Source organism: Haloactinospora alba (assembly GCF_006717075.1).
GTDB lineage: Bacteria > Actinomycetota > Actinomycetes > Streptosporangiales > Streptosporangiaceae > Haloactinospora > Haloactinospora alba.
This window is the reverse complement of the sequence record NZ_VFQC01000003.1, coordinates 303,116-325,418: the sequence shown is the minus strand read 5'-3', so window position 1 is coordinate 325,418 and position 22,303 is coordinate 303,116. Positions and strand designations below refer to the sequence as shown.

At 67.9% G+C, this 22,303-nt stretch carries 27 protein-coding genes; 13 read left to right on the top strand and 14 right to left on the bottom strand.

The genetic code is table 11. The features are described from left to right. Nucleotides 1–60: 60 nt before the first annotated feature. The 3 genes from FHX37_RS21995 (at nt 61) to FHX37_RS21985 (ending at nt 2,934) form a co-directional block, all read left to right on the top strand. A complete protein-coding gene (locus tag FHX37_RS21995) occupies nt 61–636 on the top strand; it encodes a TetR/AcrR family transcriptional regulator (protein ID WP_141926193.1) in 576 nt (191 codons plus the stop codon). A gap of 79 nt (nt 637–715) precedes the next feature. Continuing rightward, a complete protein-coding gene (locus FHX37_RS21990) occupies nt 716–1,933 on the top strand; it encodes an MFS transporter (RefSeq protein ID WP_141926192.1) in 1,218 nt (405 codons plus the stop codon). Between the two features lie 77 nt (nt 1,934–2,010). Beyond that, nucleotides 2,011–2,934 (top strand): alpha/beta fold hydrolase, encoded by a 924-nt coding sequence (locus FHX37_RS21985; protein ID WP_141926191.1) that lies wholly within the window; start codon nt 2,011–2,013, stop codon nt 2,932–2,934. Between the two features lie 205 nt (nt 2,935–3,139). On the opposite strand, the gene FHX37_RS23940 is transcribed toward FHX37_RS21985, so the two are convergent. Both FHX37_RS23940 and FHX37_RS21975 read right to left on the bottom strand, forming a co-directional pair. Next, entirely contained in the window at nt 3,140–3,262 is a 123-nt protein-coding gene (locus FHX37_RS23940; protein ID WP_281288337.1) for a hypothetical protein, read from the bottom strand. A gap of 186 nt (nt 3,263–3,448) precedes the next feature. Continuing rightward, nucleotides 3,449–3,739: an AbrB/MazE/SpoVT family DNA-binding domain-containing protein gene (locus FHX37_RS21975; RefSeq protein WP_141926190.1), complete on the bottom strand. Its 291-nt coding sequence runs from the start codon at nt 3,737–3,739 to the stop codon at nt 3,449–3,451. Between the two features lie 291 nt (nt 3,740–4,030). On the opposite strand from FHX37_RS21975, the gene FHX37_RS21970 reads away from it, so the two are divergent. Further along, the gene (locus FHX37_RS21970) at nt 4,031–4,957 is read left to right on the top strand and encodes an RNA polymerase sigma-70 factor (protein ID WP_141926189.1); all 927 of its coding nucleotides are present in this window, start codon (nt 4,031–4,033) and stop codon (nt 4,955–4,957) included. 25 nt (nt 4,958–4,982) lie between these two features. Next, the gene (locus tag FHX37_RS21965; protein WP_141926188.1) at nt 4,983–6,092 is read left to right on the top strand and encodes an NAD(P)/FAD-dependent oxidoreductase; all 1,110 of its coding nucleotides are present in this window, start codon (nt 4,983–4,985) and stop codon (nt 6,090–6,092) included. Nucleotides 6,093–6,605: 513 nt separating this feature from the next. Here the strand turns inward: FHX37_RS21965 and FHX37_RS21960 are convergent. Then, nucleotides 6,606–7,802 (bottom strand): MFS transporter, encoded by a 1,197-nt coding sequence (locus tag FHX37_RS21960; RefSeq protein ID WP_141926187.1) that lies wholly within the window; start codon nt 7,800–7,802, stop codon nt 6,606–6,608. A 78-nt stretch (nt 7,803–7,880) separates the two neighbouring features. Here FHX37_RS21960 and FHX37_RS21955 point away from each other — a divergent pair, with 78 nt between their 5' ends. The 3 genes from FHX37_RS21955 to FHX37_RS21950 all read left to right on the top strand — a co-directional run bounded on the left by FHX37_RS21955 (nt 7,881) and on the right by FHX37_RS21950 (nt 9,121). Continuing rightward, complete coding sequence (locus tag FHX37_RS21955; RefSeq protein ID WP_141926186.1) at nt 7,881–8,474, top strand: helix-turn-helix domain-containing protein; 594 nt, start codon at nt 7,881–7,883, stop codon at nt 8,472–8,474. 179 nt (nt 8,475–8,653) lie between these two features. Continuing rightward, nucleotides 8,654–8,845 carry a Scr1 family TA system antitoxin-like transcriptional regulator gene (locus tag FHX37_RS23770; protein WP_342777641.1) on the top strand — a complete coding sequence of 64 codons (192 nt, stop codon included), beginning with the start codon at nt 8,654–8,656 and terminating at the stop codon, nt 8,843–8,845. Between the two features lie 96 nt (nt 8,846–8,941). Next, complete coding sequence (locus tag FHX37_RS21950) at nt 8,942–9,121, top strand: DUF397 domain-containing protein (RefSeq protein WP_141926185.1); 180 nt, start codon at nt 8,942–8,944, stop codon at nt 9,119–9,121. A 142-nt stretch (nt 9,122–9,263) separates the two neighbouring features. Here the strand turns inward: FHX37_RS21950 and FHX37_RS23335 are convergent, their stop codons facing one another. The 8 genes from FHX37_RS23335 to FHX37_RS21915 form a co-directional block, all read right to left on the bottom strand. After that, nucleotides 9,264–9,581 carry a zinc ribbon domain-containing protein gene (locus FHX37_RS23335; protein ID WP_211352018.1) on the bottom strand — a complete coding sequence of 106 codons (318 nt, stop codon included), beginning with the start codon at nt 9,579–9,581 and terminating at the stop codon, nt 9,264–9,266. Between the two features lie 192 nt (nt 9,582–9,773). Beyond that, the gene (locus FHX37_RS21940) at nt 9,774–10,616 is read right to left on the bottom strand and encodes a phosphotransferase (RefSeq protein ID WP_141926184.1); all 843 of its coding nucleotides are present in this window, start codon (nt 10,614–10,616) and stop codon (nt 9,774–9,776) included. Beyond that, nucleotides 10,588–11,496 (bottom strand): aldo/keto reductase, encoded by a 909-nt coding sequence (locus tag FHX37_RS21935; protein ID WP_141926183.1) that lies wholly within the window; start codon nt 11,494–11,496, stop codon nt 10,588–10,590. Before FHX37_RS21935 ends, FHX37_RS21940 begins: the two co-directional genes overlap by 29 nt. Further along, complete coding sequence (locus FHX37_RS21930) at nt 11,493–12,674, bottom strand: cupin domain-containing protein (protein ID WP_141926182.1); 1,182 nt, start codon at nt 12,672–12,674, stop codon at nt 11,493–11,495. Before FHX37_RS21930 ends, FHX37_RS21935 begins: the two co-directional genes overlap by 4 nt. Nucleotides 12,675–12,683: 9 nt before the next feature. Then, on the bottom strand, nt 12,684–12,827 hold the full coding sequence (locus tag FHX37_RS23095) for a hypothetical protein (RefSeq protein ID WP_170181680.1): 144 nt from the start codon (nt 12,825–12,827) through the stop codon (nt 12,684–12,686). Between the two features lie 108 nt (nt 12,828–12,935). Further along, nucleotides 12,936–13,493: a tetratricopeptide repeat protein gene (locus FHX37_RS21925; RefSeq protein WP_170181679.1), complete on the bottom strand. Its 558-nt coding sequence runs from the start codon at nt 13,491–13,493 to the stop codon at nt 12,936–12,938. Next, the gene (locus tag FHX37_RS21920; RefSeq protein ID WP_141926180.1) at nt 13,385–13,891 is read right to left on the bottom strand and encodes a hypothetical protein; all 507 of its coding nucleotides are present in this window, start codon (nt 13,889–13,891) and stop codon (nt 13,385–13,387) included. Before FHX37_RS21920 ends, FHX37_RS21925 begins: the two co-directional genes overlap by 109 nt. Before the next feature lie 180 nt (nt 13,892–14,071). Then, nucleotides 14,072–14,572 (bottom strand): ATP-binding protein, encoded by a 501-nt coding sequence (locus FHX37_RS21915; protein ID WP_141926179.1) that lies wholly within the window; start codon nt 14,570–14,572, stop codon nt 14,072–14,074. Nucleotides 14,573–14,884: 312 nt separating this feature from the next. Between FHX37_RS21915 and FHX37_RS21910 the strand changes: the two genes are divergently transcribed. The 4 genes from FHX37_RS21910 to FHX37_RS21895 all read left to right on the top strand — a co-directional run bounded on the left by FHX37_RS21910 (nt 14,885) and on the right by FHX37_RS21895 (nt 17,247). Then, on the top strand, nt 14,885–15,682 hold the full coding sequence (locus FHX37_RS21910) for a DUF5753 domain-containing protein (RefSeq protein WP_170181678.1): 798 nt from the start codon (nt 14,885–14,887) through the stop codon (nt 15,680–15,682). Next, nucleotides 15,675–15,863 carry a DUF397 domain-containing protein gene (locus tag FHX37_RS21905; RefSeq protein WP_141926177.1) on the top strand — a complete coding sequence of 63 codons (189 nt, stop codon included), beginning with the start codon at nt 15,675–15,677 and terminating at the stop codon, nt 15,861–15,863. The genes FHX37_RS21910 and FHX37_RS21905 overlap by 8 nt, the downstream gene beginning before the upstream one ends. A 657-nt stretch (nt 15,864–16,520) precedes the next feature. Then, nucleotides 16,521–17,036, top strand: a complete 516-nt coding sequence (locus tag FHX37_RS21900; protein WP_246062509.1) for a DUF5753 domain-containing protein — start codon at nt 16,521–16,523, stop codon at nt 17,034–17,036. A 25-nt stretch (nt 17,037–17,061) separates the two neighbouring features. Further along, nucleotides 17,062–17,247 carry a DUF397 domain-containing protein gene (locus FHX37_RS21895; protein ID WP_141926175.1) on the top strand — a complete coding sequence of 62 codons (186 nt, stop codon included), beginning with the start codon at nt 17,062–17,064 and terminating at the stop codon, nt 17,245–17,247. A 518-nt stretch (nt 17,248–17,765) separates the two neighbouring features. Here the strand turns inward: FHX37_RS21895 and FHX37_RS21890 are convergent. After that, nucleotides 17,766–18,194, bottom strand: a complete 429-nt coding sequence (locus FHX37_RS21890; protein WP_141926174.1) for a hypothetical protein — start codon at nt 18,192–18,194, stop codon at nt 17,766–17,768. A gap of 100 nt (nt 18,195–18,294) precedes the next feature. Beyond that, nucleotides 18,295–20,559, bottom strand: a complete 2,265-nt coding sequence (locus FHX37_RS21885; protein WP_141926173.1) for an excinuclease ABC subunit UvrA — start codon at nt 20,557–20,559, stop codon at nt 18,295–18,297. A 62-nt stretch (nt 20,560–20,621) separates the two neighbouring features. On the opposite strand from FHX37_RS21885, the gene FHX37_RS21880 reads away from it, so the two are divergent. After that, nucleotides 20,622–21,593 (top strand): helix-turn-helix transcriptional regulator, encoded by a 972-nt coding sequence (locus FHX37_RS21880; RefSeq protein WP_211352000.1) that lies wholly within the window; start codon nt 20,622–20,624, stop codon nt 21,591–21,593. A gap of 265 nt (nt 21,594–21,858) precedes the next feature. Here FHX37_RS21880 and FHX37_RS21875 read toward each other — a convergent pair whose 3' ends face one another. Then, entirely contained in the window at nt 21,859–22,254 is a 396-nt protein-coding gene (locus FHX37_RS21875) for an ectoine synthase (protein ID WP_141926172.1), read from the bottom strand. Nucleotides 22,255–22,303: the final 49 nt, after the last annotated feature.

Below are 22,303 nucleotides of genomic sequence, written 5' to 3'. Positions count from 1 at the left end.
ACCGCTCCCAGCGGACAACCTCTTGTAACAACCGTTACAGAAACTGTTAGGGTCAGTGCCATGGCACGCACCAAGGAGTTCGACCCGCAGCGGGTCCTGGAGTCCGCGATGGGGGTGTTCTGGCGCAAGGGCTACGAGGGCACCTCCGCCCAGGACCTGTGCGACGCCACCGGGCTGGGGCGCAGCAGCCTCTACAACGCGTTCGACGGCAAGCACGACCTGTTCCTGCGGGCGCTGAAGCTGTACGTGCAGCGGTTCACCCAACACAACATCGAGCTGATCAGTGGGGACGGCTCCATCCGGGAGCGGGTCGGCACCCTGCTGTGGGACGTGGTGGAGCAGGAGCGCTCCAGCGCCAGTCCCGGTTGTTTCGCCGTCAACTCCGCGATGGAGCGCGCCCGCACCGACCCGGACGTCGCCGCCGTGGTGGAACGGGACCGCGCCGCGGTCGTCGACGCCCTGCACCAGGCGTTGCGCACCGCCCAGGCGGAGGGGGAGATCGCCCCGGACGCCGACCCGCTGGCGCTCGCGCGGTTCCTCCACAGCACCATCGGCTCGCTGCGCCTGCTGGGCCGCACACCCAGCGGCCGTGCGGCGATGCCCGACGTGGTCGCCACCACCCTGGCGGCCCTCTAGACACCGATCTTCCCGCCCCACTCGTTGCCCACGTATGCCCCAGTTCTGTAACAGTGATTACAATAAGGAGTTCCCGGCCATGCCTCTCGCGGTCCTCGCCATCGGCGTGAGCATCTTCGCGCTGACCAGCACCGAGTTCGTCATCTCCGGACTGTTACCCCTGATCGCCGACGACGTCGGCGTCACCATCCCCCAGGCGGGCATGCTGATCTCGGCGTTCGCCGTCGCGATGGTGGTCGCTCCCCCGGTCGCCGCTGCCGCCACCCTGCGGCTGCCCGCCAAGGCCACCTTGGTCGCCCTGCTGGCGGTGTTCGCCGCCGGGCAGGCCCTGGGCGCGCTCGCACCGGACTACTGGACCCTGTTCGCCTCCCGCGTCGTCACCGGGCTGGCCGCGGCCGCGTTCTGGGCCGTGGGCGCGGCCGCCGCCGTCACCCTCGTCCCCTACGAGCGGCGCGGACGGGCGCTGGCCGTGGTCACCGGCGGGCTGGCACTGGCCACTACCCTCGGGGTGCCGCTGGGCACCGTGCTGGGCCAGCACACCGGGTGGCGCGCCACGTTCTGGCTGATCGGCGCGACCGCGCTGCTGGCACTGGCCGGCATCGCCGCGCTGATGCCGGCCAGCCAGCGGAACACCGACCGGGACCGGAGTCCCCGGCTGCTGGCCGAACTGCGCTCCTTCGCCGACCGGCGGGTGTGGATCGCCCTGTCCACCACCGTCCTCACGCAGGCCGCCGTCTTCGCGACCTACAGCTACGCCTCCCCCTACCTCACCGAGGTGGCGGGAACCAGTGAGTCCGCCGTGCCCACCATCCTGCTGCTGTACGGCGCCGGGGGCGTCGTCGGCCTGCTGGCGGGCGGCCGCGCCGCCGACTGGCGCCCCCTCACCGCGCTCACCCTGGGCGCGGCGGGTCTCGTCGCCGTATTCGCGGTGCTGTGGCTCGCCCCCGCCTCACCCGTGCTCGCGGCGGCGATGATCCTGCTCATGGGCCTGTTCGGCCTGTTCATCAACCCCGCACTGAACGTGCGGGTGTACGCCCTGGTGCACTCCCCCACCTTCGCCGGCGCCTCCAGCACCTCGGCGTTCAACGTCGGCAACACCGTCGGCCCGTGGCTGGGCGGCACGGCCATCAGCGCCGGGTTCGGCCTGGCCGCGCCCGCCTGGGTGAGCGTGGTGCTGGCGGTGGCCGCCCTCGCGATGGTCGCCCTCGCCGCCTACACCCGCGCGCCCAGCGCGGATCGCGTCGGCACCGGCCACGACCAGAAGACCCCGGAGAGGTCCGAACCCTCCCCGGCATGAGAACCCCGCGCCGCACCGGCCCCGGCCCAAGCGGCGCGCGAGCGACACCGCAACGACAACGCGCGAAAGGAACCACGATGACCGCCATCCCCACGGACGCGGAACTCGCCCGCTCCCTCGACGGTGACTTCACCAGCTCCCACGCCGAGGTGAACGGCGTCCGGCTGCACTACGTCTCCGGCGGTTCGGGAGCCCCGCTGGTACTGCTCGGCGGCTGGCCGCAGACCTGGTGGCAGTTCCACAGGATCATGCCGGATCTGGCGCGCAACTACCACGTCATCGCCGTGGACATCCGCGGCATGGGCGGTTCGGAGAAACCCGGGTCGGGCTACGACAAGAGGACGATGGCCGCCGACATCCGCGCGCTGGTCCGCCACCTCGGCTACGACAGCGTCAACATCACCGGGCACGACATCGGCGCCATGGTCGCCTACGCGTTCGCCGCGAACCACCCCGACGCCGTGCGGAAGCTGGCACTGGTGGACGTCGCCCACCCGGACGGGAACTGGGAGAGCTTCACCCTCCTGCCCGGTCCGGGCCAGAAGCCCAACCGCGAGGAGGGCATGACGCTCGCCATCGACTCCGTGTTCCTCTGGTGGTTCGCGTTCAACCAGATCGAGGGGCTGCCGGAGCGGCTGCTGGCCGGGCGGGAACGGATCCTCATCGACTGGCTGATCCACTACCAGAGCAAGGACCCCTCCCGCATCGGGGAACGCGACCGCGACATCTACGCCCACGCCTACTCCACTCCGGAGGCGGTCCGCGCGGGGAACGCGTGGTACCAGACCTTCACCCGCGACATCGCCGACGAACGGGGGTACGCGCCGGTCAGCGCCCCGCTGCTGGGGCTGGGCGCCAGCGGGAACTACCGGGTGCTGAACACCGTCCTGCCGTCCAAGGGCCACAACGTCCGCGTGGTGGAGATCCCCGACAGCGGCCACTACATCCCCGAGGAGAACCCCCAGGCCGTGATCGAGCACCTCACCGCCTTCTTCCAGTGACCCCAATCCGTTGAGGAGGGCCGCACCCCACGGCAGTGACGGGTGGGAGACGCTCGACACCACGGGCGCGCCACCCGTCTGCTGTGCGCCCCTCCAGGAGTGGCGAACCGGGCGCGCCTCTCCCCTGCCCGGGGTGCGAACACGGCGGGGCAGCGTCGGGGATCCACATGCGGAGGCCACTGTCGTCCTACCGCGGACATGCCAGTCAGGGCGGTCCGGGATCGAAGATGGCGTGGGTGCCCACCCGGCGCCAGATCACATGCACGATGCCGGGACGTTGTTCGTCTCCGTACTGCCAAGTGGCGCGCCCGTCGGGCGCCCAGGTCATCTCGTACACCCCTGGAGCCCCGACTACGCCTCTAACTCGCAGACTTGGACGGAATCGACCGGTGTCCACGTCAGGCACGAAGGCATCCCGGACCACACGTTGGAACCGTTCCCGCTGGGCATCAGCGAGTTTTTTGAAGTCGCGCTCAAACCGGGGGGTAGTAGTGAAAGTCGGCATCGGCTCTGGCTAGCGCTCCAGGTCAGCAAACATCTCATCAGCAGTGTCGTAAGTGGTGGTCTGCCCGGAGGCGATCTGCTCACTGGCCTCCCGCTCCCCGGCCTGCCAGTCAGCTTCCCAGAACCAGCGCTGCTCCGCCGGTACAGTCGCCAAGCCGCGCAACACGACCTCGCCGTTCTCAGTTACGTCGAACTCGACTTCATCGCCTTCACCAATGTGCAGAGCAGTTGCGATGTCCCTGGGCAAGGTGAGCTGGTTCTTGGCGCGAACGACCGCGCGGCGGTGTCGCCTGGTGTCCATGCTCGTCTCCCTCCTCCACTCTCCCGACCCAGTATGAGTTAGAAAATCAGAAAATACAACTCTCTCGCCCGACGCTCTTGTTTCCCGTTCCAGCGCAGCGTTGCGCCCCCCGACATCACGCCTGCCTCCGGGAAAGGACTGTTCCCGGTTCCTGTCGGGACCAGCGGCGCCACAAGCACGTACCCGGACCGGCGCGGCACCACCGCGCCACCCACCGGGGACGCCCCGGAGGCCAGCGGTTCGGGCTCGGTAGGCTCCCGGTGAGAGGCGTCTCGTGGGAGGGCCAGCCGGATGGACGAGAGTGACCCGGTCGCGGAGTTCCGGTCGCACCGCGGACGGCTGTTCGGGTTGGCCTACCGGATGCTCGGTTCGGCCGCCAGCGCCGAGGACATGGTGCAGGAGGCGTTCCTGCGCTGGTCGGGCGCCGACCACGCGTCGATCGCCTCGCCGGGTGCCTGGCTGGCGAAGACGGTGACGAACCTGTGCCTGAACCACCTGGACTCGGCGCGGGTCAGACGCGAACAGTACGTGGGGCCGTGGCTTCCGGAACCGGTGCTGACCGAGGACGGCGCCCTGGGTCCGCTGGAGCTCGCCCAGCAGCGGGAGTCGGTGTCGATGGCGCTGCTGGCGCTGCTCGAACAGCTGGCTCCGGCCGAGCGGGCGGTGTTCGTCCTGCGCGAGGCGTTCGGTTACGACCACCAATCGATCGCCGGGATGCTGGAATGCTCCCAGGACAACTCCCGGCAGCTGCACCACAGGGCCACCCGGCGGCTGCGGGAGGAACGGGCGCGGTTCGAGCCGGACCACGGCGCGTGGCACCAGCTGGTGGAACGGTTCCTCGCGGCGGCGCGCGACGGCGACCTTGCGCGGCTGGAGGAGCTGCTCACCGCCGACGTGACGTCCTGGTCCGACGGCGGTGGCAAGGCCAGCGCGGCCCGCCGCCCCGTCGTCGGCAGCACCCAGGTCGCGCGGCTGGTCGTCGGCCTGCTCCGCCAGGCCGACGAGGAGGTCACGATCAGTGTGCGCGAGGTAAACGGCGCGAGCGCGCTGCTCGCCCACTCCGGTCCCACCCTGATCGCGGCGATGGTGCCGCACGTCGCCGACGGGAGGATCACCGCGCTGCGCTCCGTCACCAACCCGGACAAGCTCCGGTTCCTCCAAAGCCAGCTCACCGACGACGTGTCACACACCGGAGGGCTGTCCGGTCCCAACGGGTGAGACACCCCATCGGGAAGGAGCAGCCATGGACACGCAGGTGGTCATCATCGGGGCCGGGTACGCGGGTGTGAGCGCGGCCAAGCGGCTGGCCCGCAGCACAGCACGGGTCACGGTGATCAACCCCCGCGCCGACTTCGTCGAACGGATCCGCCTGCACCAGATGGTGGCGGGCAACCGAACGGCGACGCTTCCCCTCTCGTTGCTGCTGCCCGGCTCCACCACGCTGGTACGGGACTCGGCGGAGTCGATCGACACCGACCGGAACACGGTGACACTCGCCGGCGGGAGGGAGATCGGTTTCGACTACCTCATCCACACGGCCGGCAGCAGCAGCCGTCTGGACGCGGTTCCCGGAGCGGCCGAGCACGCGGTGACGGTGGGCGGGCTGGAGGACGCGGTGTCGGCGCGGGAGCGGTTGAACCGGCTGCCCCGCGGTTCGACTGTCACCGTCGTCGGCGGAGGACTGACCGGTGTGGAGGTGGCCTCCGAGCTCGCCGAAGCCGGTGGCCACAGGGTCCGCCTGGTCACCGACGGGCTGGTCGCCGCCGGAACCAGTACCAAGGGCCGCGCCTACGTCCGCTGGTACCTCGCCAAACTCGGTGTGGAGGTCATCGAGGAAACAGCCGTCACCGACGGTGCGGGCGGACGCGGTTGTGCTGGGGACGGCCGGGTCCTCGACAGCGACCTGTCCGTGATGACGGCCATGTTCACGGTTCCCCCGCTGGCGCGCGACAGCGGTTTGGACACGGACGAGGACGGCGCCCTGCGGGTGAAGCCGTCCCTGGTCAGCACCAGCAGCACCGCTGTCGTCGGCGCCGGTGACGCGTCGCGGATCGTGGACAACCCGCTGCGGATGAGCTGCCAGGCCGCGGTCCCGCTCGGTGCGCACGCTGCGGAGACCGTGCTGCGCCTGGCCGACGGGGCGGAACCCGAACCGGTGCGCCCCAGGTTCGTTGGCCAGTGCATCAGCCTCGGACGGCGGTCGGCCCTGTGGCAGGTGTCGAACAAGGCGGACGTACCGAAGAACACCACCATCACGGGAAGAGTGGGGGCGTTCGTCAAGGAGCAGATCAGTTCCTCCACGGTCCGGATCGCGCTGAACCCGAGACTCGCCCGGTTCAACTACAGCTGGTAACGACGGCCAGTACCGTGTCCACTCCGCCCCGTGCTCTCTCCACACGGGGCGGAGTGGGGTCCGGGTCCGTCACCCGAAGCTTGTTCAGGCCCTCCAGGGGTGATGAGGAGACCAGGTCTTCAGCGTCCGTTGCGTGGATGGTGACGTTGCGATCCCTCCAGGGATGATGAGGAGACTCGTTGCCTACCGAGCGAACCTGCACGTCATTCGTTGCGATCCCTCCAGGGATGATGAGGAGACCCGAGGGTAAAATCGCAGGTCACACCGCAGTTCTATACGGCTGCGCGGCCCGGTTCTGCAGCGACCCGGAAGTAATGCAGCGTCGCAGGTCACAGCGATACGACACTCCACACATCGGCGACGGACTTTCCCTCGACCCCGTTGGGAAGAATAACCCACAACACCAAGGGACGCCGGAGGTGCCCGCCGCTCCGGCGCCGGTTTCACCGATCTGGATGAGACCCGGAGCGGTGTCGTGCCGCACCTCGGGCCTCACCGACCGCGGCCGTGTTTCTAGGACCGGTGACGGGCCACTATCCGATCAACGAGGATGAACGGGATCGCGACCAGAGCCAGGCCACCCCCGACCCAGGGGATGACGGCCGTACCGGCACCGGCGGTGAGGGCCGCTCCCGCAAGTACGGGCACGAGGCTGATGCCGAGCTGGAACGCCGAGACGGTGGTGGCTCCCGCCAGAGTGGGCGCCTGCGCCGCGATGGTGAACACCCGCCCGTATATGGGCGGGTTCAGCACGAACCCCGCGATCCCGAGAAGCAGGACGAGCAAGACGACGGCCAGGGCGTAGGGGGCCAGCGTCGCGAGCAGAACGGAACAGACCACGATCCCGACTGCCCCGGTAAGTAGCGCGTGGTGGGGACGGCTGTCGGCGATCCTTCCCCCGATGGAGATACCGAGGAACGCGCCAGCGCCGAACAGTGTCAGCACAGCGGGTACCCACACCGCGGGTATACCGGTGACGCCGGTCAGGAACGCCGCGAGGTAGTTATAGGAGGTCATGTAGGCGCCGGTGGTCAGAAGAGTCGCGGCGAAGACGCCCCACAGCCGCGGTTGCCGCATGGTGCGCAATTCCCGCCGCACACTGGGTTTCTCGTCGGTACTGGTCGCTGGCACGGCGGCGAGGGTCAGGACAGCGCCGACGGCGGTGAGAGCGACGACGGCCCAGAAACCGCCGCGCCAGCCGGTGAAGTGGCTGAGCAGGGCACTGGCCGGCCCGCCGGCGACCATGGCGAGGGTGAGACCACTGACGACGACGCCGGAGGCACGGGCGGTGCGTTCGGGGGTGACCAGGCTGATCGCGGTGACCGCCGCGACCGCGAAGTACCCGGCGTAGGCGAGACCGGAGACGAAGCGGGTGGCCAGTAGTACGCCGAAGCTGTCAGTGACAAGACCTATCGCCACCGACGCGGCGAAGACCGCCTGCGTCGCCACCAGCGTGGTTCTTCGCGGCCAGCGCAGGGTCAGGACGGCCAGGGGCGGGCCGCCGATGACCACGCCGAGGGCGAACGCCGTGATCATCGCACCGGCGGAGGACAGTGTGATCCCGAAATCGTCGGAGATCGCCGGTAGGACCCCGGCCACCAGGAACTCCGCGCTCCCCATCGCGAACAGGCTGAACCCGAGCAGGTACACACTCGGTGGCAGTTTCGTGCGGGATTCCGGTACGTGCGGTGTGGTTTGGGTTCCGCTCATGGCGACCACCGTGCGGCCGCTGTTCCGAATCCGGCAATTTTCGTTGCTGTTTTCGGGACGAGGGGGTGTGATGGGGGTGTGGAGCACACACCCGACATCGCCCAGGCCCTGACCGAGGTCGGTCCCCGCCTTCAGCACCTACGCGCCCAGCGCGGCGTCACCCTCGCCGCCCTGGCCGAGGCCACCGGGATCGCCAAGAGCACCCTCTCCCGGCTGGAGACCGGACAGCGCCGCCCCAGCCTGGAACTGCTGCTTCCCATATCCCAGGCCCACCAGGTTCCCCTGGACGAACTGGTCGGTGCTCCCGACGTCGGCGACCCCCGCATCCGGCTCAAGCCGAAAAGCCTGAACGGCAGCACCGTCGTTCCGCTGACCCGCCAACCCGGCCCGCTGCACACCTTCAAACAGGTCATCCCGACCACCCGCAGCACCCCGGAACCCTGCACCCACGAGGGATACGAGTGGCTCTACGTCCTGTCCGGACGGCTGCGCCTGGTTCTGGCCGAGCACGACCTGGTGCTGGATACGGGTGAGGCCGCCGAGTTCGACACCCGGCTGCCGCACTGGTTCGGCAGCACCGGCGACGACGCCGTCGAGATCCTCAGTATCTTCGGCCGCCAGGGCGAACGCATGCACATCCGCGCCAAGCCCCGCACCGGTACCGGGAACTGACCACCCCACCCCACCGGACCGGATCGCCGCCACTACTCTCGCGGTCGGCCACCTGTCGTGCGCCACGCGCACGTGGCCTTCCTGGAAAACGCCGGAGTCAGACCACCGTCACATCCTTCCAGGGGTGATGAGGAGACCCGAGAGTAAAGCTGCGTCGGCGACTCGGCTCACGTGACACCATGGTGCAACAGCTTGATCGTCTCCGAGAGATGACGGCCCGGAGCAAGATCGAAGTCCTCGTGGTCCCTGCTGACACGTGGAACCACCCAGGATTGGACAGTGGATTCAAGCTACTGCGAGTTCCTGATGCTGGGCTGATGCTCTACCAGGAAACTCGTGTAGGGGCGGAGTTGTCCTCGAGCAACAGGTGATCGACGAGCATGTTGCACTGATGGCTGAACTGAGGGGCGTGGCCCTTCCTCCCGATCAGTCCCACGAAGCGCTCAGAAAGATACAGGGAGAGTTCGATGGTTGACACGGACTGGCACAAGTCCAGCTACAGCAAAGGCGACACGAATTGCGTCGAGGTCGCCGAAGGACCTGTCACTGCTGTCCGCGACACCCAGAACCGCCAGGCTGGCCACCTGTCGTTCCCCGCCTCCGAATGGAAGGCGTTCCTCAACAAGGTCCGCACCGAGAACCTGTAACACTCGCCCCGCGGCGCCCCTGGCCACAAGGTAAGAAACCTAAGTCCCCGGACACACCGGGGACTGTCGTTGCTGGACAGCCGCCCGGCCCACGCTCAAGAGGCGCGTACCGAAGAACACCACCTTGGCTTCCTCTCCATGGCTAAAGTCGGGGGATTCCCACCACTGGTCGGCCCGGTGACCCTCGCGGGGCCGGAGGTTCCTGCTTCGCAGACCGCCCAACGGCGAGGTCTCCACAGGCTGGCACCACATGCCCTGCGGCGCTAAGGATGTTCTTGGCAGCGTTGATGTCGGCGTGGCACTCGTGCGAACACCGGGTGCACTGGAAAACCGCTTGGCTTTCGCGGGATTCCGGGTCCGTGTGCCCACACTCGTGACACGTCTGAGACGTCAACGCCGGGGTGACCGTGATGATGCGGGTGCCGGTGCAGCGGGCCGCACTGGTCAGGGCGGTTTCCAGGCGGTGCCACCCCTTTGTCGAGGATGGCCCGGTTCAGCCCCGATTTCTGGCGCACCCGCGTGCCGGGCTGTTCGGGTCCTCCAACACCACTACCGAGTGTGTGGAGGTGAGCCGGTTCGCAGTGTAGGCGCAGAAATCCGCACGCCGGTCGGTGGCCCGACCCATAACCCGGTTCAGCCCCGCATCATGCGGCTACTGCAGAGCGAGTATCTCGTCAGCGAGCCGTTCTGCATGAGGCTTCAACCGGGCATGGACGTCGTCGCGCTCCGACGCCTGGATGATCTCCGCACAGATCACCAGTTGGGCGAGGCGGCCGTGCTCCGTGTTCAGCATGTCGCCGAACATCTCGCGTACTTTCGCAGCTGTGTCCGGGGCGGGCAGAGCGTAGGCCAGTAGGACGGCCGCGTCGTATCCGGCGGGGGCCGCTCCCCAGCCCTCCCAGTCGATGATCTCCAGCGGATCTCGGGTGAGATTGGCCCAGTGGAGGTCCCCGTGGGCGGCCTCCCAGCGGGACACGGTGAGGTCTGCGCCTTCCAGGGCGGGGATGAACCGGGGAATCCGGTCGATGTATGCCTGGGTCATCACTCCGCGGCCCGAAGGGTCCGCAGATGTCCGGACCTCGTCCACGCAGGCGCGTATATCCCGCCACCACTGCTCGTCCACGGGTGCCGGGGCCGACAGGTCCGGCGTCGGCGACAGGATTTCCCCGCGAAGACGCGTCCACAGGTTGGCTTGGAACGCCGCTCCGTCCTCGTGCCAGGTGTGTTCAGCGAGAATCACCGGGCGCGAGATTGCGTCACCGAGCAGGGCGTCGGCGAGAGCCGCGCCCTCCCAGATCTTTCCCTCCGGTTTGGGAGCGACCATCAGCCGCAGCCAGGCCGAGAGTCCATCGGTCGTCACTACGGGGCCGCTCAGCGTCCGTCCGCCCATCCCGGAATGCAGCGGAGTATCAGCGGGTGCGGAAGCGCCGAGGCGCTCGGCTGCCTGGTGCCATCGGTCGGTCAGGTCAGCGGGTAGGTGGGTCGAGGAGGTCACAGATGTCCTTGAGTCGGTGGTCGGGCAGCGGCTCACGGATCGCGTCGGCCGCCTGCTTTACGTGGGCGGAGTTCGTGGTGCTGACCAGCACCCCGGTCAATCCCGGGGCCGAGGCTGCGACCTTCAGTGCGGCCTCGGTACACCCGGTTCCGGGTTGTATCGCCTCGGCGAGTTTCGGGGTGACCAGAGACAGCAGTTCCCCTCCGTGAAAGGGCGCCGAAGCCCACACCTCCAATCCTGCCTGGTAGGCGAGAGCGATGGGTCCGCTTCCCTCTAGGCTCTGGCGGATGGGAGCGACCTTCACCATGGACACGGGGAGCTGGATCGCGGACAGCCCGGTCTCGGAACTGCCCGCTGCTTCCTTCGCGAGGTGGAGAAGGTCGGAAAGCGTGAACGCTTGGGTGTCGAATCCGGTCCAGGCAGCAACGCCGTAGCCGCCGATGTCACCCGAGGCGTACAGCTCTTCCAGTACGGCGAAGGCCGACCGGATGCGCTGGTGGAGGTTGCCCCGGTTCTCGTACTGGTATTCGGGGTTGTGCAGGTAGACCACCTCGGGCTTCGGCCGCTGGAGTTCCATCCGCGACATGGTTACCTGGTGGCGCACATAGTCGGGGGCGATGCTGTGGCGGCAAGCGGCGTCCTCGTCGGTGAGTGCTTCGCTGGTGAGCGCGACCCGGGCCTGTCCGTCGGTCATGTAGCCGACCTTGGTGGAGACCCGGAGCTCGGGGTGGGCGCGCAGCACGGGAGCGATCGCCGCCTGGTGGGTGCCGCTTCCGTACACGGGGGCGGTGTCGATGAGGGGACACCCGGCCGAAGCTGCGATGCTCGCCGAAGTGGCGGCGTCGCGGCTTCGGTAGGTTCCGATACCGAGGACAGTCATGTCTCGCCTTCCCAGACCAAGGCCCCATCGTCCATCAGCCTGCGAAGCAGACTGAGAAGCGCTTGCTCGGAGACGTCGGGAACCAGCTCGTGCAGCTCCTCGACCGAGGTGGGGCCGTTGTGGTGCATGTGGGTGACCACGGGGGTGACCTTGGTTGGCAGACGCCAGCGCCGCCCCTGGGCGGAGTAGACCACCTCATTGTCGTTCTCGGTGACGGTGCCCCGCAGGGAGGCGAAGCGGACGACGGAGGATAGTGTCAGTTCGCCGGTGACTCCGACGGGCAGGCTGAACGCCGGGCGAGCCGGGGCGGTCTCGTCCTGGTGGCGCCAGTACTCCTCAACCACCTCCGGGGAGTGGAGCCGATCCGCTACCAGCTCGGAGATGCGCCGGGTCCACGACGCGTACTCAGCCGGCGTCCGTGGGACGTCGGCCCTGATCTCCTCGTGTTCGACCAGGGTGTTGACCATCCAGCGGAGGAAGTTCACGCCGGTCGTGGTCACCAGGCCGCACGTCAGGTGCAGGCTCGGCTCGCCCTCGGAGGCGGCGACCGCGTGCCAGCACCCGCGCGGAACATGCAGGATGTCCCCGGGCTCCATGACGAACTCGTCGATGATCTCGGTGGGCTCCTCCTCGGCGAACTCGATGTCGTTGTGCAACGGGGCGACCCGGGTGTTCCCGTAGATGCGCCACCGCTTGCGGCCCGACACCTGAAGGACGAGCACGTCGTGGTCGTCCCAGTGGACCCCGAATCCCTCCTTCGAGGTCCAGGAGGCGTAGGCGTTCACCTGGATTCCGGTACTGAGCCAGGCTTCCAGTTCGGCGATGAGCCGCCCGATCGGCGGATGCATCTCATCGATGGCGTCCAGGATCAGCGTCGCGCCGTCCCGGAGCTGCTGCTGGAACAGGTGCGGGACGGGCTGATTCCAGTCGGGCATCCGGCGGTACTCCCGGAGCCGGGTGTACTCGCCGGCGTCGATGGCCCCACCTGCGGCAAGCCGCATCCGCGGCGGGTCGAGCCGCTGGGTCGCGAGCAGGTTGTTCAACGCCGACCAGGTGAGCAAGTCGGCGAACGCCTCTCGCTCGTCTTCGCCAGCCGGGTAGCGGCGGTGTTCGCGGCCGAGTACCTGGGCGAGGAACTTGTCCCCGCCCAGGCGGCCGCTGATCATGTCAGCGGTCACAGTCCTCTCCTAGTGAAGGGCGGCGTTGTCGTTGAGGTCACCCTTGCCGGTGCTGCCTCCGTCAGAGGGCTGTTCGGCTCGGGAACGAACGGCGGCGATCTCCTCGACCGCGACGGTCAGCTCCTCATCCGTGTACTGCGTGTTGGTGTCCATCAGCATCTCCTCTCATCTTGTTGTTGTGGAGGTATCCTCCGAGGTCCGGAGGCGCGAGAGCGTGATTCGGACATGCGATCCCTTCCGGGAGCGTTGGGAGGACCACCGTCAGCGATTGTCTGCCCCTTCGCCACCCGAGGGACTGCCCGGCCGGAGGGCGCTACCCCTGCCGGTCGGTATGTGGTCCCGCATCTGTTCAGCCAGGCGGGACATCTCCTCCGTGTCTGTCGCGGCGCCGATGGTCTCGGCGAGGCTGTGGGCTTTCTCCAGCACCTCTCGGGCAGCTTCGTGACGCCGCTGCTCCTGGAAGGTGAGCGCGAGTGAGCGGCTTGTGCGGATGATCTGATAGTCGTCGCCCGCCTCGTGGAACCACTGCAGAGCCGAGCGCAGGTAGGCCTCCGCCTGGTCGTAGTCGCCACTGTCGCGGTAGGACTCGCCAATGCGGCGTTCCATGAGCACGACTCCGCGCTCCGCTCCAAGGCTGCTGAACATGGTCCGGGCTTCCCGAAAGCTTTCTTGGGCCGCCTGCGGACTGCCGCGTTTGAGCGCGATGATCCCTAGCTCTTCCGAGGATGTTGCTTGTCCGAGGGCGTGGACAGCGGAGACCCAAAGTGAGCGGGCACGTTGGTACAGGCGTTCGGCCTCATCAAGGTTGTCCGTCCACATGTGCATTGCCCCAGGGCAGAGAGCATCCGGGCCTGCGCCTCGATGTCGCACTGCTGGGCGGCTTCCACCCCGACTTCGTGAGTCGTCCGCCAGAGCCACCAGTCCTTGCTGATGTGCAGCCAGCCCCACAGGCCCTCGCACAGTGTCCAGGCGGTCTCATAACGGCTGGTCTCGTAGGCAATGCGTACGCATCCCCGCACGGTCCCCGCGTGGGCGTTCATCCACTCGATCGCATGGGACCGGTCCTCGAACACGGTGACGTCTGCAGCGGCGAACTTCGGAGAGAGCACCCATCGGCCGGGGTTGATGCGGCGGTCGGCCGCCAGGGTCAACGGCACCATCGTGTCGAACAAGGCGGTCGTGGCGGGCTCAGCCGCTTCGGGCGTCAGCGTCGTCATCGGGCTCCTTTGGGTTTCGTGGTCGGAAGGCGCTGTGGGGGAGAACGCGAAGGTACGGCGCTCTCACTACTGGAAGGGCGGGTTCACCGCGCCGCCGCGCCAGTCGATGGGAGTGTGTCGTTGGATGTCGGCGTAGAGCTAGTTCGGTTCAGGGACGGACAGGATCCGCGTGACACGGACTCACCCCCGATTCCGAGCACGGTCGAGTACGGCCCACACCGTCAGCGGCCCACCGACCTCTCCCAACACCCCTACGCGTCGGCTCATCTCGCTGACCAGAAGCAGCCCTCTCCCGCTGTCTAGACCGGGGTCGGCCTCGGGCCAATGCAGGAAGGTGGGATCTTGGCCGATGCGTGGCCCGTTGTCGGTCACGGCGATGCGAATACTCCCGGTGTGCAGGCGCCCCACCCGCAGCGTTATGTCGCCATCCTGACCGGAAGCTGAGTGCTTAAGCGCGTTGGTCACCAACTCGGATACCACTACATCCAGATCGTTGGCCTCACTCGGGGGAAGCGCGGTGATGGTACGGACCCACCTCCGCGCGGCAGCGACCTGGTCGGGAGTAGGTCCGAACCTTCCACCATGACGGCGAGCCGAGGAATCGAGCTGGGGCCAGGTCGAATAACCAGGCAGACGATGCGGCAATTGGGGATATCTGGCATTTGATGCCTCTTGGCTCATTACCACTGGCGACGCAAACTTCTCGCCCACTTGAACCACCTACTTCTCAACTCTCGGATCATCGCCGTACGTAGCTGACGATTACCTGGTCAGATCCCCACGGGACTGGGGATTGTGGTCGGTCCGAAGCGTATGGCTTGGACTTTCGAATAACACCATGTAGGTAAGAGCGGGGATCGCGCTATGGCCGCCATCGGCCATTCAAACCCTCTCGATTTGGGTGGCAACCAGTGGCTATTCAGTGGTCACATGGTGTAAAGAAGTGGGAACTTTGGTGGAAGGTAGTGAATGGGTCGTAAGAAAATCAGTCCCATGTGGAAGCGCTACGGAGCTGAGGTGCGCAAACGCCGAGAAGGCTTCGGGTGGTCTCAGGGACGCCTGGGTGAGAAGGTCTCCCTGTCGTCGTCAAGCATCAGCCTCGTTGAGAGCGGTTCCCTCAAGCCCCAGTCAGACCATGTTCACGCACTGGATGCGGCGTTGGAAGCTAACGGCACCCTGACCCGGATGTGGGAGAACTTCAGCAGTCAAGGGCTCTTCCCCGCCGGCTTCGAGAAGTTCAGCGACTTCGAGCGCAATGCGGTTGAGCTGCACGAGTACCACAGTGTCCTGATCCCGGGGCTCTTGCAGACGTCAGAGTACGCGCGCGCTGTGTACGTCGGCACTCGCCCGTGGACAAGCGAGGAGTCCATCGAACGCATGGTCAAGTCACGCATCGAGCGGCAGCAGGCTGTCTTTGAACGCGTTGACCGGCCGATAGTCTTGGAAGTGCTGGATGAGTACGTGGTTCACCGAGTCGTAGGGGACAAGGCCGTGATGAAGGCTCAGTTTGAGTACCTGATGTCACTGGTCGAGACACGGAAGCTACGGCTCCAGATCGTTCCACGAAGCACCCGGCTCCATCCCGGGCTCTCAGGCCCTTTCAGGGTTTACGTGTTCCAAGGCCGTCCCACAATCGCCTCCTGCGAGTATTTCTTCGACGAGCAGATCATCGAGGACGAAGAGCAAGTACGGCAATGCGTTTCCACTTTCGACGCGTTGCAGGGAGAGGCACTTTCACCCAGCGAAAGCATTAATCTGGTCAAGCAGGTTCAAGGAGATCTCCATGGCTGACAGGCGAGAGTGGCATAAGAGCAGCTACAGTAACGGGAACAATGCTAGCTGTGTCGAGGTAGCCGAAGAAGCCAATGCTGTCGGTGTGCGTGACTCTCAGAACCGCGAACTCGGCCATATTTGCTTCTCTCCGAACGCATGGGCTACTTTCCTACATGGCCTGAAAGGTAGCCGGTTTTAATCCTCTCCTCCTCTATATTCCAGTCTCCGGACTTTTGTGGTTCGGAGGCTTCTGTAGTCCGATCTCGTAACACTCACCTAAGTGATGGTTTCAGATGCCATGGCTGGTGCGAGGGAAGTGATCGTGTGGCGCGTCGTCCAGGACGCCCAACGACAGGACAGATACCGGACCAACATGTCCGGTGCTCGCAGGAGTTGTGGGATGCGTCTATAGCACGAGCCGAACGCGACCTGGGAACGAAGAAGTTCTCGTGGCTGGTACGGACGCTGCTCCGTTCCTATGTCCGTGGCGAGATCATTGTGGACACCAAGGGGCGGGTTCGGTGCCGGCCGAGTGACAGGAGCGATACCCGATGGGACCGGCCCACCATCGACTACTGCGTTGGGACGAGATCGAGGCGAAGCATGGAGTTCCATGAGGAACACTGAAGTCGTGGGTTCATCGTGGGCAGATCACTGCACGCGCTCGTCAGGAACGAATCCGGTTGTACCTAAAAGCCGATGTGTTGCGTTGCAAGCGGGATCGTGAGAGTAACTCATTGCGCACATCACCATGCACGGCAATACCCAGCCGTAGTTGCGATCCCTCCAGGGGTGATGAGGAGACGCGCAGTACAAGGACTACGAACCTCCCGAGTGGTACCGACAGGTGCCCGAGATGGAGCGCCGCGCCACGGTCATCCAGGACTACACCCCCCTGGTCGTTCCCGGGATCCTGCAAACGGAGGACTACGCACGGGCGACGATCCAGGCCGTCAGCCGGACGGTCTCGGAGGAAGAGGCCGCCGCGAGGGCGCACGGACGCGTCAAGCGACAAGAGATCCTGTCGGGTGACCACCCTCCATCCTTGTCGGCCGTGATCGACGAAGCCGTACTCCGGCGGCGGCTGGGGTCACCTGAGACCATGCGGGGACAGCTTGACCATCTGTGGAACGTAGCGGGCTGGCGCTATGGAGAAGTGTTGGTCATCCCGACGGGAGGGTGGAACCATCCAGGACTGGAAGGGATGTTCCGGCTTCTCAAAGTGCCCGAAACAGAGGATGGAACAATCCTTTACCAGGAGGCCGGGGCGATGGGAGGTGTATCCATCGATCCAGCGCTCGTGGAGGAACACATCGCGCTCATGAGCGACCTGCGTGGACTCGCCCTGCCCCCGAGCAGTCACGTGCCCTGATAGAGCGAGTACGAGGAGAGTACGAATGAGCACCGCAGAGCCCGCCTGGCACAAGTCCAGCTACAGCAGGGCCGACAGCAACTGCGTCGAAATCGCCGAGGGGACTACCACCGCTATACGCGACACCCAGAACCGCCAGGCTGGACACCTCTCGTTCCCCGCCTCCGAGTGGAAGGCCTTCCTCACCGAGGTCCGTGCCGAGAACCTGTAGCACTCACCCCGTGACACCCCCTGGCCACGGGATAGGAAACCTAAGCCCCCGGACACGCCGGGGGCTGTTGCCCCTATCCGGATGTCCGCGCCACGAACCGAGGGCTGCTTCCCTCCCCACGAGGTGGAAACGGCTGTCCGTGATCCCAGGGAGGATACGGCCCCTGCGCTGTGCGCCACGAGACCGTCTCCTCAGTCGGCGGCGTCAGATCGCTCCCCGGGCGAGCAGCGCCGGTCCTGTGCCGCACCGTCTGCTCGTGGCCGGTGATGTCGTGCGTGAGCGGGCCGAACACCTGGTAGCGGCGGTCTCGACCCCAGTCAACGGGATCACGCTTCGGATCATGCCGTTTTCGGCGGATCGCATCCCGGAACCGATGGTGCCGCGGCCGGATCCCCGTGGACGCGTCGCACCCGTCGCCGTGCTGTCGTGGATGGCGTTCACCGCCGTGCCCCGCACGGGCCATACCACACCGGCTTCCGGTGGGAGGGCGGTTGTAGCCCGCGCTTCCGGTTCCCTCCTCACGCCTCGTCCTCGAGGAGGCCGTCCACGATGTCGTCGAGGACGGCGGCCCGCTGGTGCTCCTCCAGGTTACTCACCTCGCTGAGCGCGTCGCCGGTGTCCGGGTCGCCCTGCCGGTTCCGGATGACGCACCGCCGCACGACGTTGCGGGTGACGATGTTGAGGAACCGCGCCTCCTTCGGCGGCGCGAGCTCCATCAGCACCGTGGGGTAGCGGTGGCGCGGCGGGCGCCACTTCTCCGCCTGGTGGGTGGCGAACCCCCGCAGCAGCGAGTCGAACGTACCCGCGGGTTCCAGGTCCGCCAGGGCCTCGCTGTCCCCGTGCGCCCGGCACTCGGCGCAGTTGGCGAGCTCGGCGCGCAGCAGGCGGCGCGCGGCGGGATGGGTGACGTACTCCGCGTTGAGCTTGCTGGGGTGTCGGTGCGCCATGCCCCCACTCTAGGGTGCGGCCGCGCCTCAGCGCCGCCCGGCAGCAGCCACCAGCCGCTCCACGCGGCCTTCCTGGCCACGCGCCCGCTCCGCCGACCCGTCACCCTCGCCCGGCGCGGGCGCGCCGGAAGTGCTCCCCGGTGACCGTGTCGGCCTCCAGCAGCTGGCGCGGTGTTCCGGTGAACACCACCCGCCCGCCGTCGTCCCCCGCACCCGGGCCGAGTTCCACCACCCAGTCGCTCGCCCCCACCATGTCCAGGTTGTGCTCGATGACGACCACGGCGGCGCCGTTGTCGGCGAGGTGGTCGAACACGCCGGTCAGGGAGGCGGTGTCGTCCCGGTGCAGGCCGGTGGTGGGCTCGTCGAACACGAACGTCCGCGCGGGGGTGGCGAGTTCGGTGGCGAGTTTGACGCGCTGCCGCTCCCCGCCGGAGAGGGTCGTCAGCGGCTGTCCGAGCCCGAGGTAGCCCAACCCCACCGTGACGAGGCTGGTGAGGGGGCGCCGCACCGCGGGTTCGGGGAAGAACGCGTGCGCCTCGGCGATGCTCATCTCCAGCACGTCGGCGATGGTGGCGCCGCGCACGGTGTGGGAGAGCGCCTCGCCGGTGAAACGGCGCCCCTCGCACGTCTCGCACACCGTGGTGACCGGGTCGAGGAACGCCAGGTCGGTGTGGATGAGCCCCTGGCCGTCGCAGTCGGGGCAGCCGCCCGCGGAGTTGGGGCTGAACAGCGACGCCTCCGCCCTGTTCTCCCGGGCGAACAGGCTCCGGATCGGGTCCAGTACCCCCAGGTAGCTGGCCGGGTTGGAGCGGCGGGAGACGTGCAGCCCGCCCTGGTCGAGGACCACGGCGTCCGGGTGGAGGCGGCACAGTTCGTCGTTGACGAGGGTGCTCTTGCCCGACCCGGCCACCCCCACCACGGCGGTGACCGCCCCGGTGGGCAGCGACACGCTGACGCCGCGCAGGTTGTGCGCGCGTGCGCCCGTCACCGTCAGCTCCCCGCCGCCCGCGCGGACCTCCTCCTTCACCCGGCACGGGGTGCGCACGGCACGCTCGGTGGCGGTACCGGAACCGGCGAGGTCCTGATACGGACCCTGGAACGTGACCCTCCCGCCGTCGTTTCCCGCGCCGGGCCCGATCTCGACGACGTGGTCAGCGGCGGCGATGACGTCCGCGTCGTGCTCCACCACCAGCACCGTGTTGCCGTTGTCGCGCAGCCGGTGCAGCAGGTGGGTCATGTCGGCGACGTTGGCGGGGTGCAGCCCGACGGTGGGTTCGTCGAGGACGTAGAGCATGTCGGTGAGGCTGGACCCCAGGTGGCGCACCATCCTCACCCGCTGCGACTCCCCTCCGGAGAGGGTGGTGGTGGGCCGGTCCGGACTCACGTAGCCGAGCCCGATCGTCACCATCTGGGTGAGGCGTTCCAGCAGCGCGTCCACGGCCGTCTTCGCCTGCGGCGCGTCGATGTCGGCCACCCACGCGGCCAGCTCGGCGACCGGCATCGCCGCGGCCTCGGCGATGGACAGCCCCGCGACGCGGCAGTCGAGCACCCGCGGGTTCAACCGGGCGCCGCCGCAGCTGGGGCAGGTGGCGCGGACGACGACCCGCCGCAGTGCCTCGCGGAGCTCACCCTTCTTCTGTTCCGGGTCCTTGTGCAGGTAGACGCGTTCCATGCGCGGGATGAGCCCCTCGTAGGCGGGCTGCCCCCGGACCCGGCCGCTGCCCCGGCCCACGCCGGTCCCCCACAGCAGCGCGTTCCACTCCTCGGTGGTGTAGTCGCGGAGTCTCCTGTCGTTGTCGAACAGCCCCGACTCGGCGTAGTACTGCCAGAACACGTTGCCGACGGCGAAGGTGGGGAACCGGATGGCGCCCTCGTTGAGGGACAGCGAGGTGTCGAGCAGCTGGGTGGTGTCGATGTGGGAGCGCTGGCCCAGCCCCTGGCAGTCGGGGCACATCCCCTCGGGGTCGTTGAACGAGAACACGTGGGAGTAGCCCGTCCACGGCTCGCCGGCGCGGGAGTACACCAGCCGCAGCATGGCCGAGGCGTCGGTGACGGTTCCGACCGTGGAGCGGGCGTTGCCGCCCAGCCGGCGCTGGTCCACCACGACCGCCGGGGACAGCCCGTCCAGCAGGTCGGCCTCGGGTTGGCCGTACTGCGGCAGCCGGTTGCGGGCGAAGGCGGTGAAGGTGTCGTTGAGCTGGCGTTGCGCCTCCGCGGCGACGGTGCCGAACACCAGGGACGATTTCCCGGAGCCGGACACGCCGGTCACCACGGTCAGGTGGCGTTTGGGGACGTCGACGTCGACGGAGCGCAGGTTGTTCTCCCGCGCCCCGCGGATCCGGACGTACTCGTGCGGTGAACCCATAAGGACGAACCTAGACAGGATTGCGGACGGATCGTGGCCGCGATGCGTGCCAGAGTGGCGGCATGTCCGATCCCGCCCTGCGCCTGCTGAGACTGCTGACCCAGCTGCAGACCGGGTCGCTGCTCAGCGGCCCCGAACTGGCCCAGCGGTTGGGGGTGTCCCCCCGAACCCTGCGCCGGGACGTGGCGCGGCTGCGTGAGCTGGGCTACCCGGTCGAGGCCGAACCGGGTGCCTACGGGCACTACCGCCTGGTGGCGGGTGCCGCGCTGCCGCCGCTAGCGCTCGACGACGAGGAGGCCGTGGCGGTGGTGATGGGCCTCTCCCTGGTGGCGACCGGCCCGTTGGCCGGGCTCGTGCCCGCCAGCGGCGCCGCGCTGGAGAAGATCGGACGGGTGCTGCCCCGGCGGCTGTCCAGGATCGCGGCCGCGCTGACGGCCTCCACCGACGTCGTCGGGCACCACAACAGCACCGTCGACCCGGAGGTGCTGACGGTGGTGGCACGCGCGTGCCGGGAGCGGCTGCGGTTGTGCTTCGACTACCGCAGCCGGGCCCAGCACGAGTCGCGGCGGCGCGCCGAACCGTACCGGGTCGTGGTGGTCCGGCACCGGTTGTACCTGCTGGCGTGGGACATCGACCGGTCCGACTGGCGCACGTTCCGGCTGGACCGCGTCAGCGGCCCGGAGCCCCGCACCCGGTTCAGCCCTCGCCCGGAACCCGCCGCCGACCCGGCGGAGTACGTGCACGAGCGGGTGTCGCTGCCGCCGGTGTCCACCACGGCTGTGGTGCGTTTCCACGCCCCGGCGCGGGAGGTCGCCTCCCGGCTGCAGGTGGACTCCGGGCGCCTGGAGGAGCTCGGGCCGCGCGAGTGCCGGCTCACCTCGCACGCGGACACGGTCGAGTGGCACGCCGTCACGCTGGCCACGGCGGGCCTGGACTACACCATCGAGGGCCCCGAGGAGCTCGCCTCCTGCACGCGGCGGCTCGCCGCCCGGATGAACCGCGCCCTTCCGGAGGGCGGGGAGGATTCCGCCTGACCCGCTCCTCCCGCCCGTGTCCGGGACGGCGCCTCCGGTGGGCGGGTGTCCCGCCCACCGGGCTCCCGCCGGGTTCCGGGTTCTGCTCCCGGTTCCGGCTGTCCTGGGCCTGTTCTCGGACGCTGTTCGTCGCGGGCGGCGTCTCCCGTGCCGCCCGGCACGGCCGGTCAGGGAGGCGGAGCGGACCCTCCGCCGGCCGGCGGGAACACCGCCGGTCGGTGCGCCGGGGCGACGCGCGGCAGGGCAGGCGCCCGAAGAACAGGACCTACGCGCCGTCCTCGGTGAGCAGGGGGTACACGCCGTTCTCGTCGTGCACCTCCCGACCGGTCACCGGCGGGTTGAAGACGCACAGCACGCGGAAGTCCGTCTTGGGGCGGATGATGTGGTGCTCGTGGCCGTCGAGAAGGTAGAGGGTGCCCGGGGTGATGAAGTGCGACTCCCCCGTCTCCTCGTTGACGAGTTCGGCCTCGCCCTCGATGCAGTGCACCAGTTCGACGTGGTTGGCGTACCACATGCGGGTCTCGGTCCCCGCGTACAGCACGGTCTCGTGGAAGGAGAAGCCGACCTTCTCCTTGGCGAGGATGACCCGGCGGCTGCGCCAGTTCTCGGTCTGCACGTCCCGGTCGGTGCCGTTGGTCTCGTCGAGGCTGCGAACGATCACGGTGTCTTGCTCCTCTGCGGCTGGAGTGGCGGCGCCGCGGCGGCGCCAC

What these genes read in the sequence shown, in the direction of transcription:
- FHX37_RS21995 (WP_141926193.1), top strand. Translation starts at nt 61, where the DNA reads ATGGCACGCACCAAGGAGTTCGACCCGCAGCGGGTCCTGGAGTCCGCG.
- FHX37_RS21990 (WP_141926192.1), top strand. Translation starts at nt 716, where the DNA reads ATGCCTCTCGCGGTCCTCGCCATCGGCGTGAGCATCTTCGCGCTGACC.
- FHX37_RS21985 (WP_141926191.1), top strand. Translation starts at nt 2,011, where the DNA reads ATGACCGCCATCCCCACGGACGCGGAACTCGCCCGCTCCCTCGACGGT.
- FHX37_RS23940 (WP_281288337.1), bottom strand. Translation starts at nt 3,262, where the DNA reads ATGACCTGGGCGCCCGACGGGCGCGCCACTTGGCAGTACGGAGACGAA.
- FHX37_RS21975 (WP_141926190.1), bottom strand. Translation starts at nt 3,739, where the DNA reads ATGGACACCAGGCGACACCGCCGCGCGGTCGTTCGCGCCAAGAACCAG.
- FHX37_RS21970 (WP_141926189.1), top strand. Translation starts at nt 4,031, where the DNA reads ATGGACGAGAGTGACCCGGTCGCGGAGTTCCGGTCGCACCGCGGACGG.
- FHX37_RS21965 (WP_141926188.1), top strand. Translation starts at nt 4,983, where the DNA reads ATGGACACGCAGGTGGTCATCATCGGGGCCGGGTACGCGGGTGTGAGC.
- FHX37_RS21960 (WP_141926187.1), bottom strand. Translation starts at nt 7,802, where the DNA reads ATGAGCGGAACCCAAACCACACCGCACGTACCGGAATCCCGCACGAAA.
- FHX37_RS23770 (WP_342777641.1), top strand. Translation starts at nt 8,654, where the DNA reads ATGGTGCAACAGCTTGATCGTCTCCGAGAGATGACGGCCCGGAGCAAG.
- FHX37_RS21950 (WP_141926185.1), top strand. Translation starts at nt 8,942, where the DNA reads ATGGTTGACACGGACTGGCACAAGTCCAGCTACAGCAAAGGCGACACG.
- FHX37_RS21935 (WP_141926183.1), bottom strand. Translation starts at nt 11,496, where the DNA reads ATGACTGTCCTCGGTATCGGAACCTACCGAAGCCGCGACGCCGCCACT.
- FHX37_RS23095 (WP_170181680.1), bottom strand. Translation starts at nt 12,827, where the DNA reads ATGGACACCAACACGCAGTACACGGATGAGGAGCTGACCGTCGCGGTC.
- FHX37_RS21925 (WP_170181679.1), bottom strand. Translation starts at nt 13,493, where the DNA reads ATGTGGACGGACAACCTTGATGAGGCCGAACGCCTGTACCAACGTGCC.
- FHX37_RS21920 (WP_141926180.1), bottom strand. Translation starts at nt 13,891, where the DNA reads ATGACGACGCTGACGCCCGAAGCGGCTGAGCCCGCCACGACCGCCTTG.
- FHX37_RS21915 (WP_141926179.1), bottom strand. Translation starts at nt 14,572, where the DNA reads ATGAGCCAAGAGGCATCAAATGCCAGATATCCCCAATTGCCGCATCGT.
- FHX37_RS21910 (WP_170181678.1), top strand. Translation starts at nt 14,885, where the DNA reads ATGTGGAAGCGCTACGGAGCTGAGGTGCGCAAACGCCGAGAAGGCTTC.
- FHX37_RS21905 (WP_141926177.1), top strand. Translation starts at nt 15,675, where the DNA reads ATGGCTGACAGGCGAGAGTGGCATAAGAGCAGCTACAGTAACGGGAAC.
- FHX37_RS21900 (WP_246062509.1), top strand. Translation starts at nt 16,521, where the DNA reads ATGGAGCGCCGCGCCACGGTCATCCAGGACTACACCCCCCTGGTCGTT.
- FHX37_RS21895 (WP_141926175.1), top strand. Translation starts at nt 17,062, where the DNA reads ATGAGCACCGCAGAGCCCGCCTGGCACAAGTCCAGCTACAGCAGGGCC.
- FHX37_RS21890 (WP_141926174.1), bottom strand. Translation starts at nt 18,194, where the DNA reads ATGGCGCACCGACACCCCAGCAAGCTCAACGCGGAGTACGTCACCCAT.
- FHX37_RS21885 (WP_141926173.1), bottom strand. Translation starts at nt 20,559, where the DNA reads ATGGGTTCACCGCACGAGTACGTCCGGATCCGCGGGGCGCGGGAGAAC.
- FHX37_RS21880 (WP_211352000.1), top strand. Translation starts at nt 20,622, where the DNA reads ATGTCCGATCCCGCCCTGCGCCTGCTGAGACTGCTGACCCAGCTGCAG.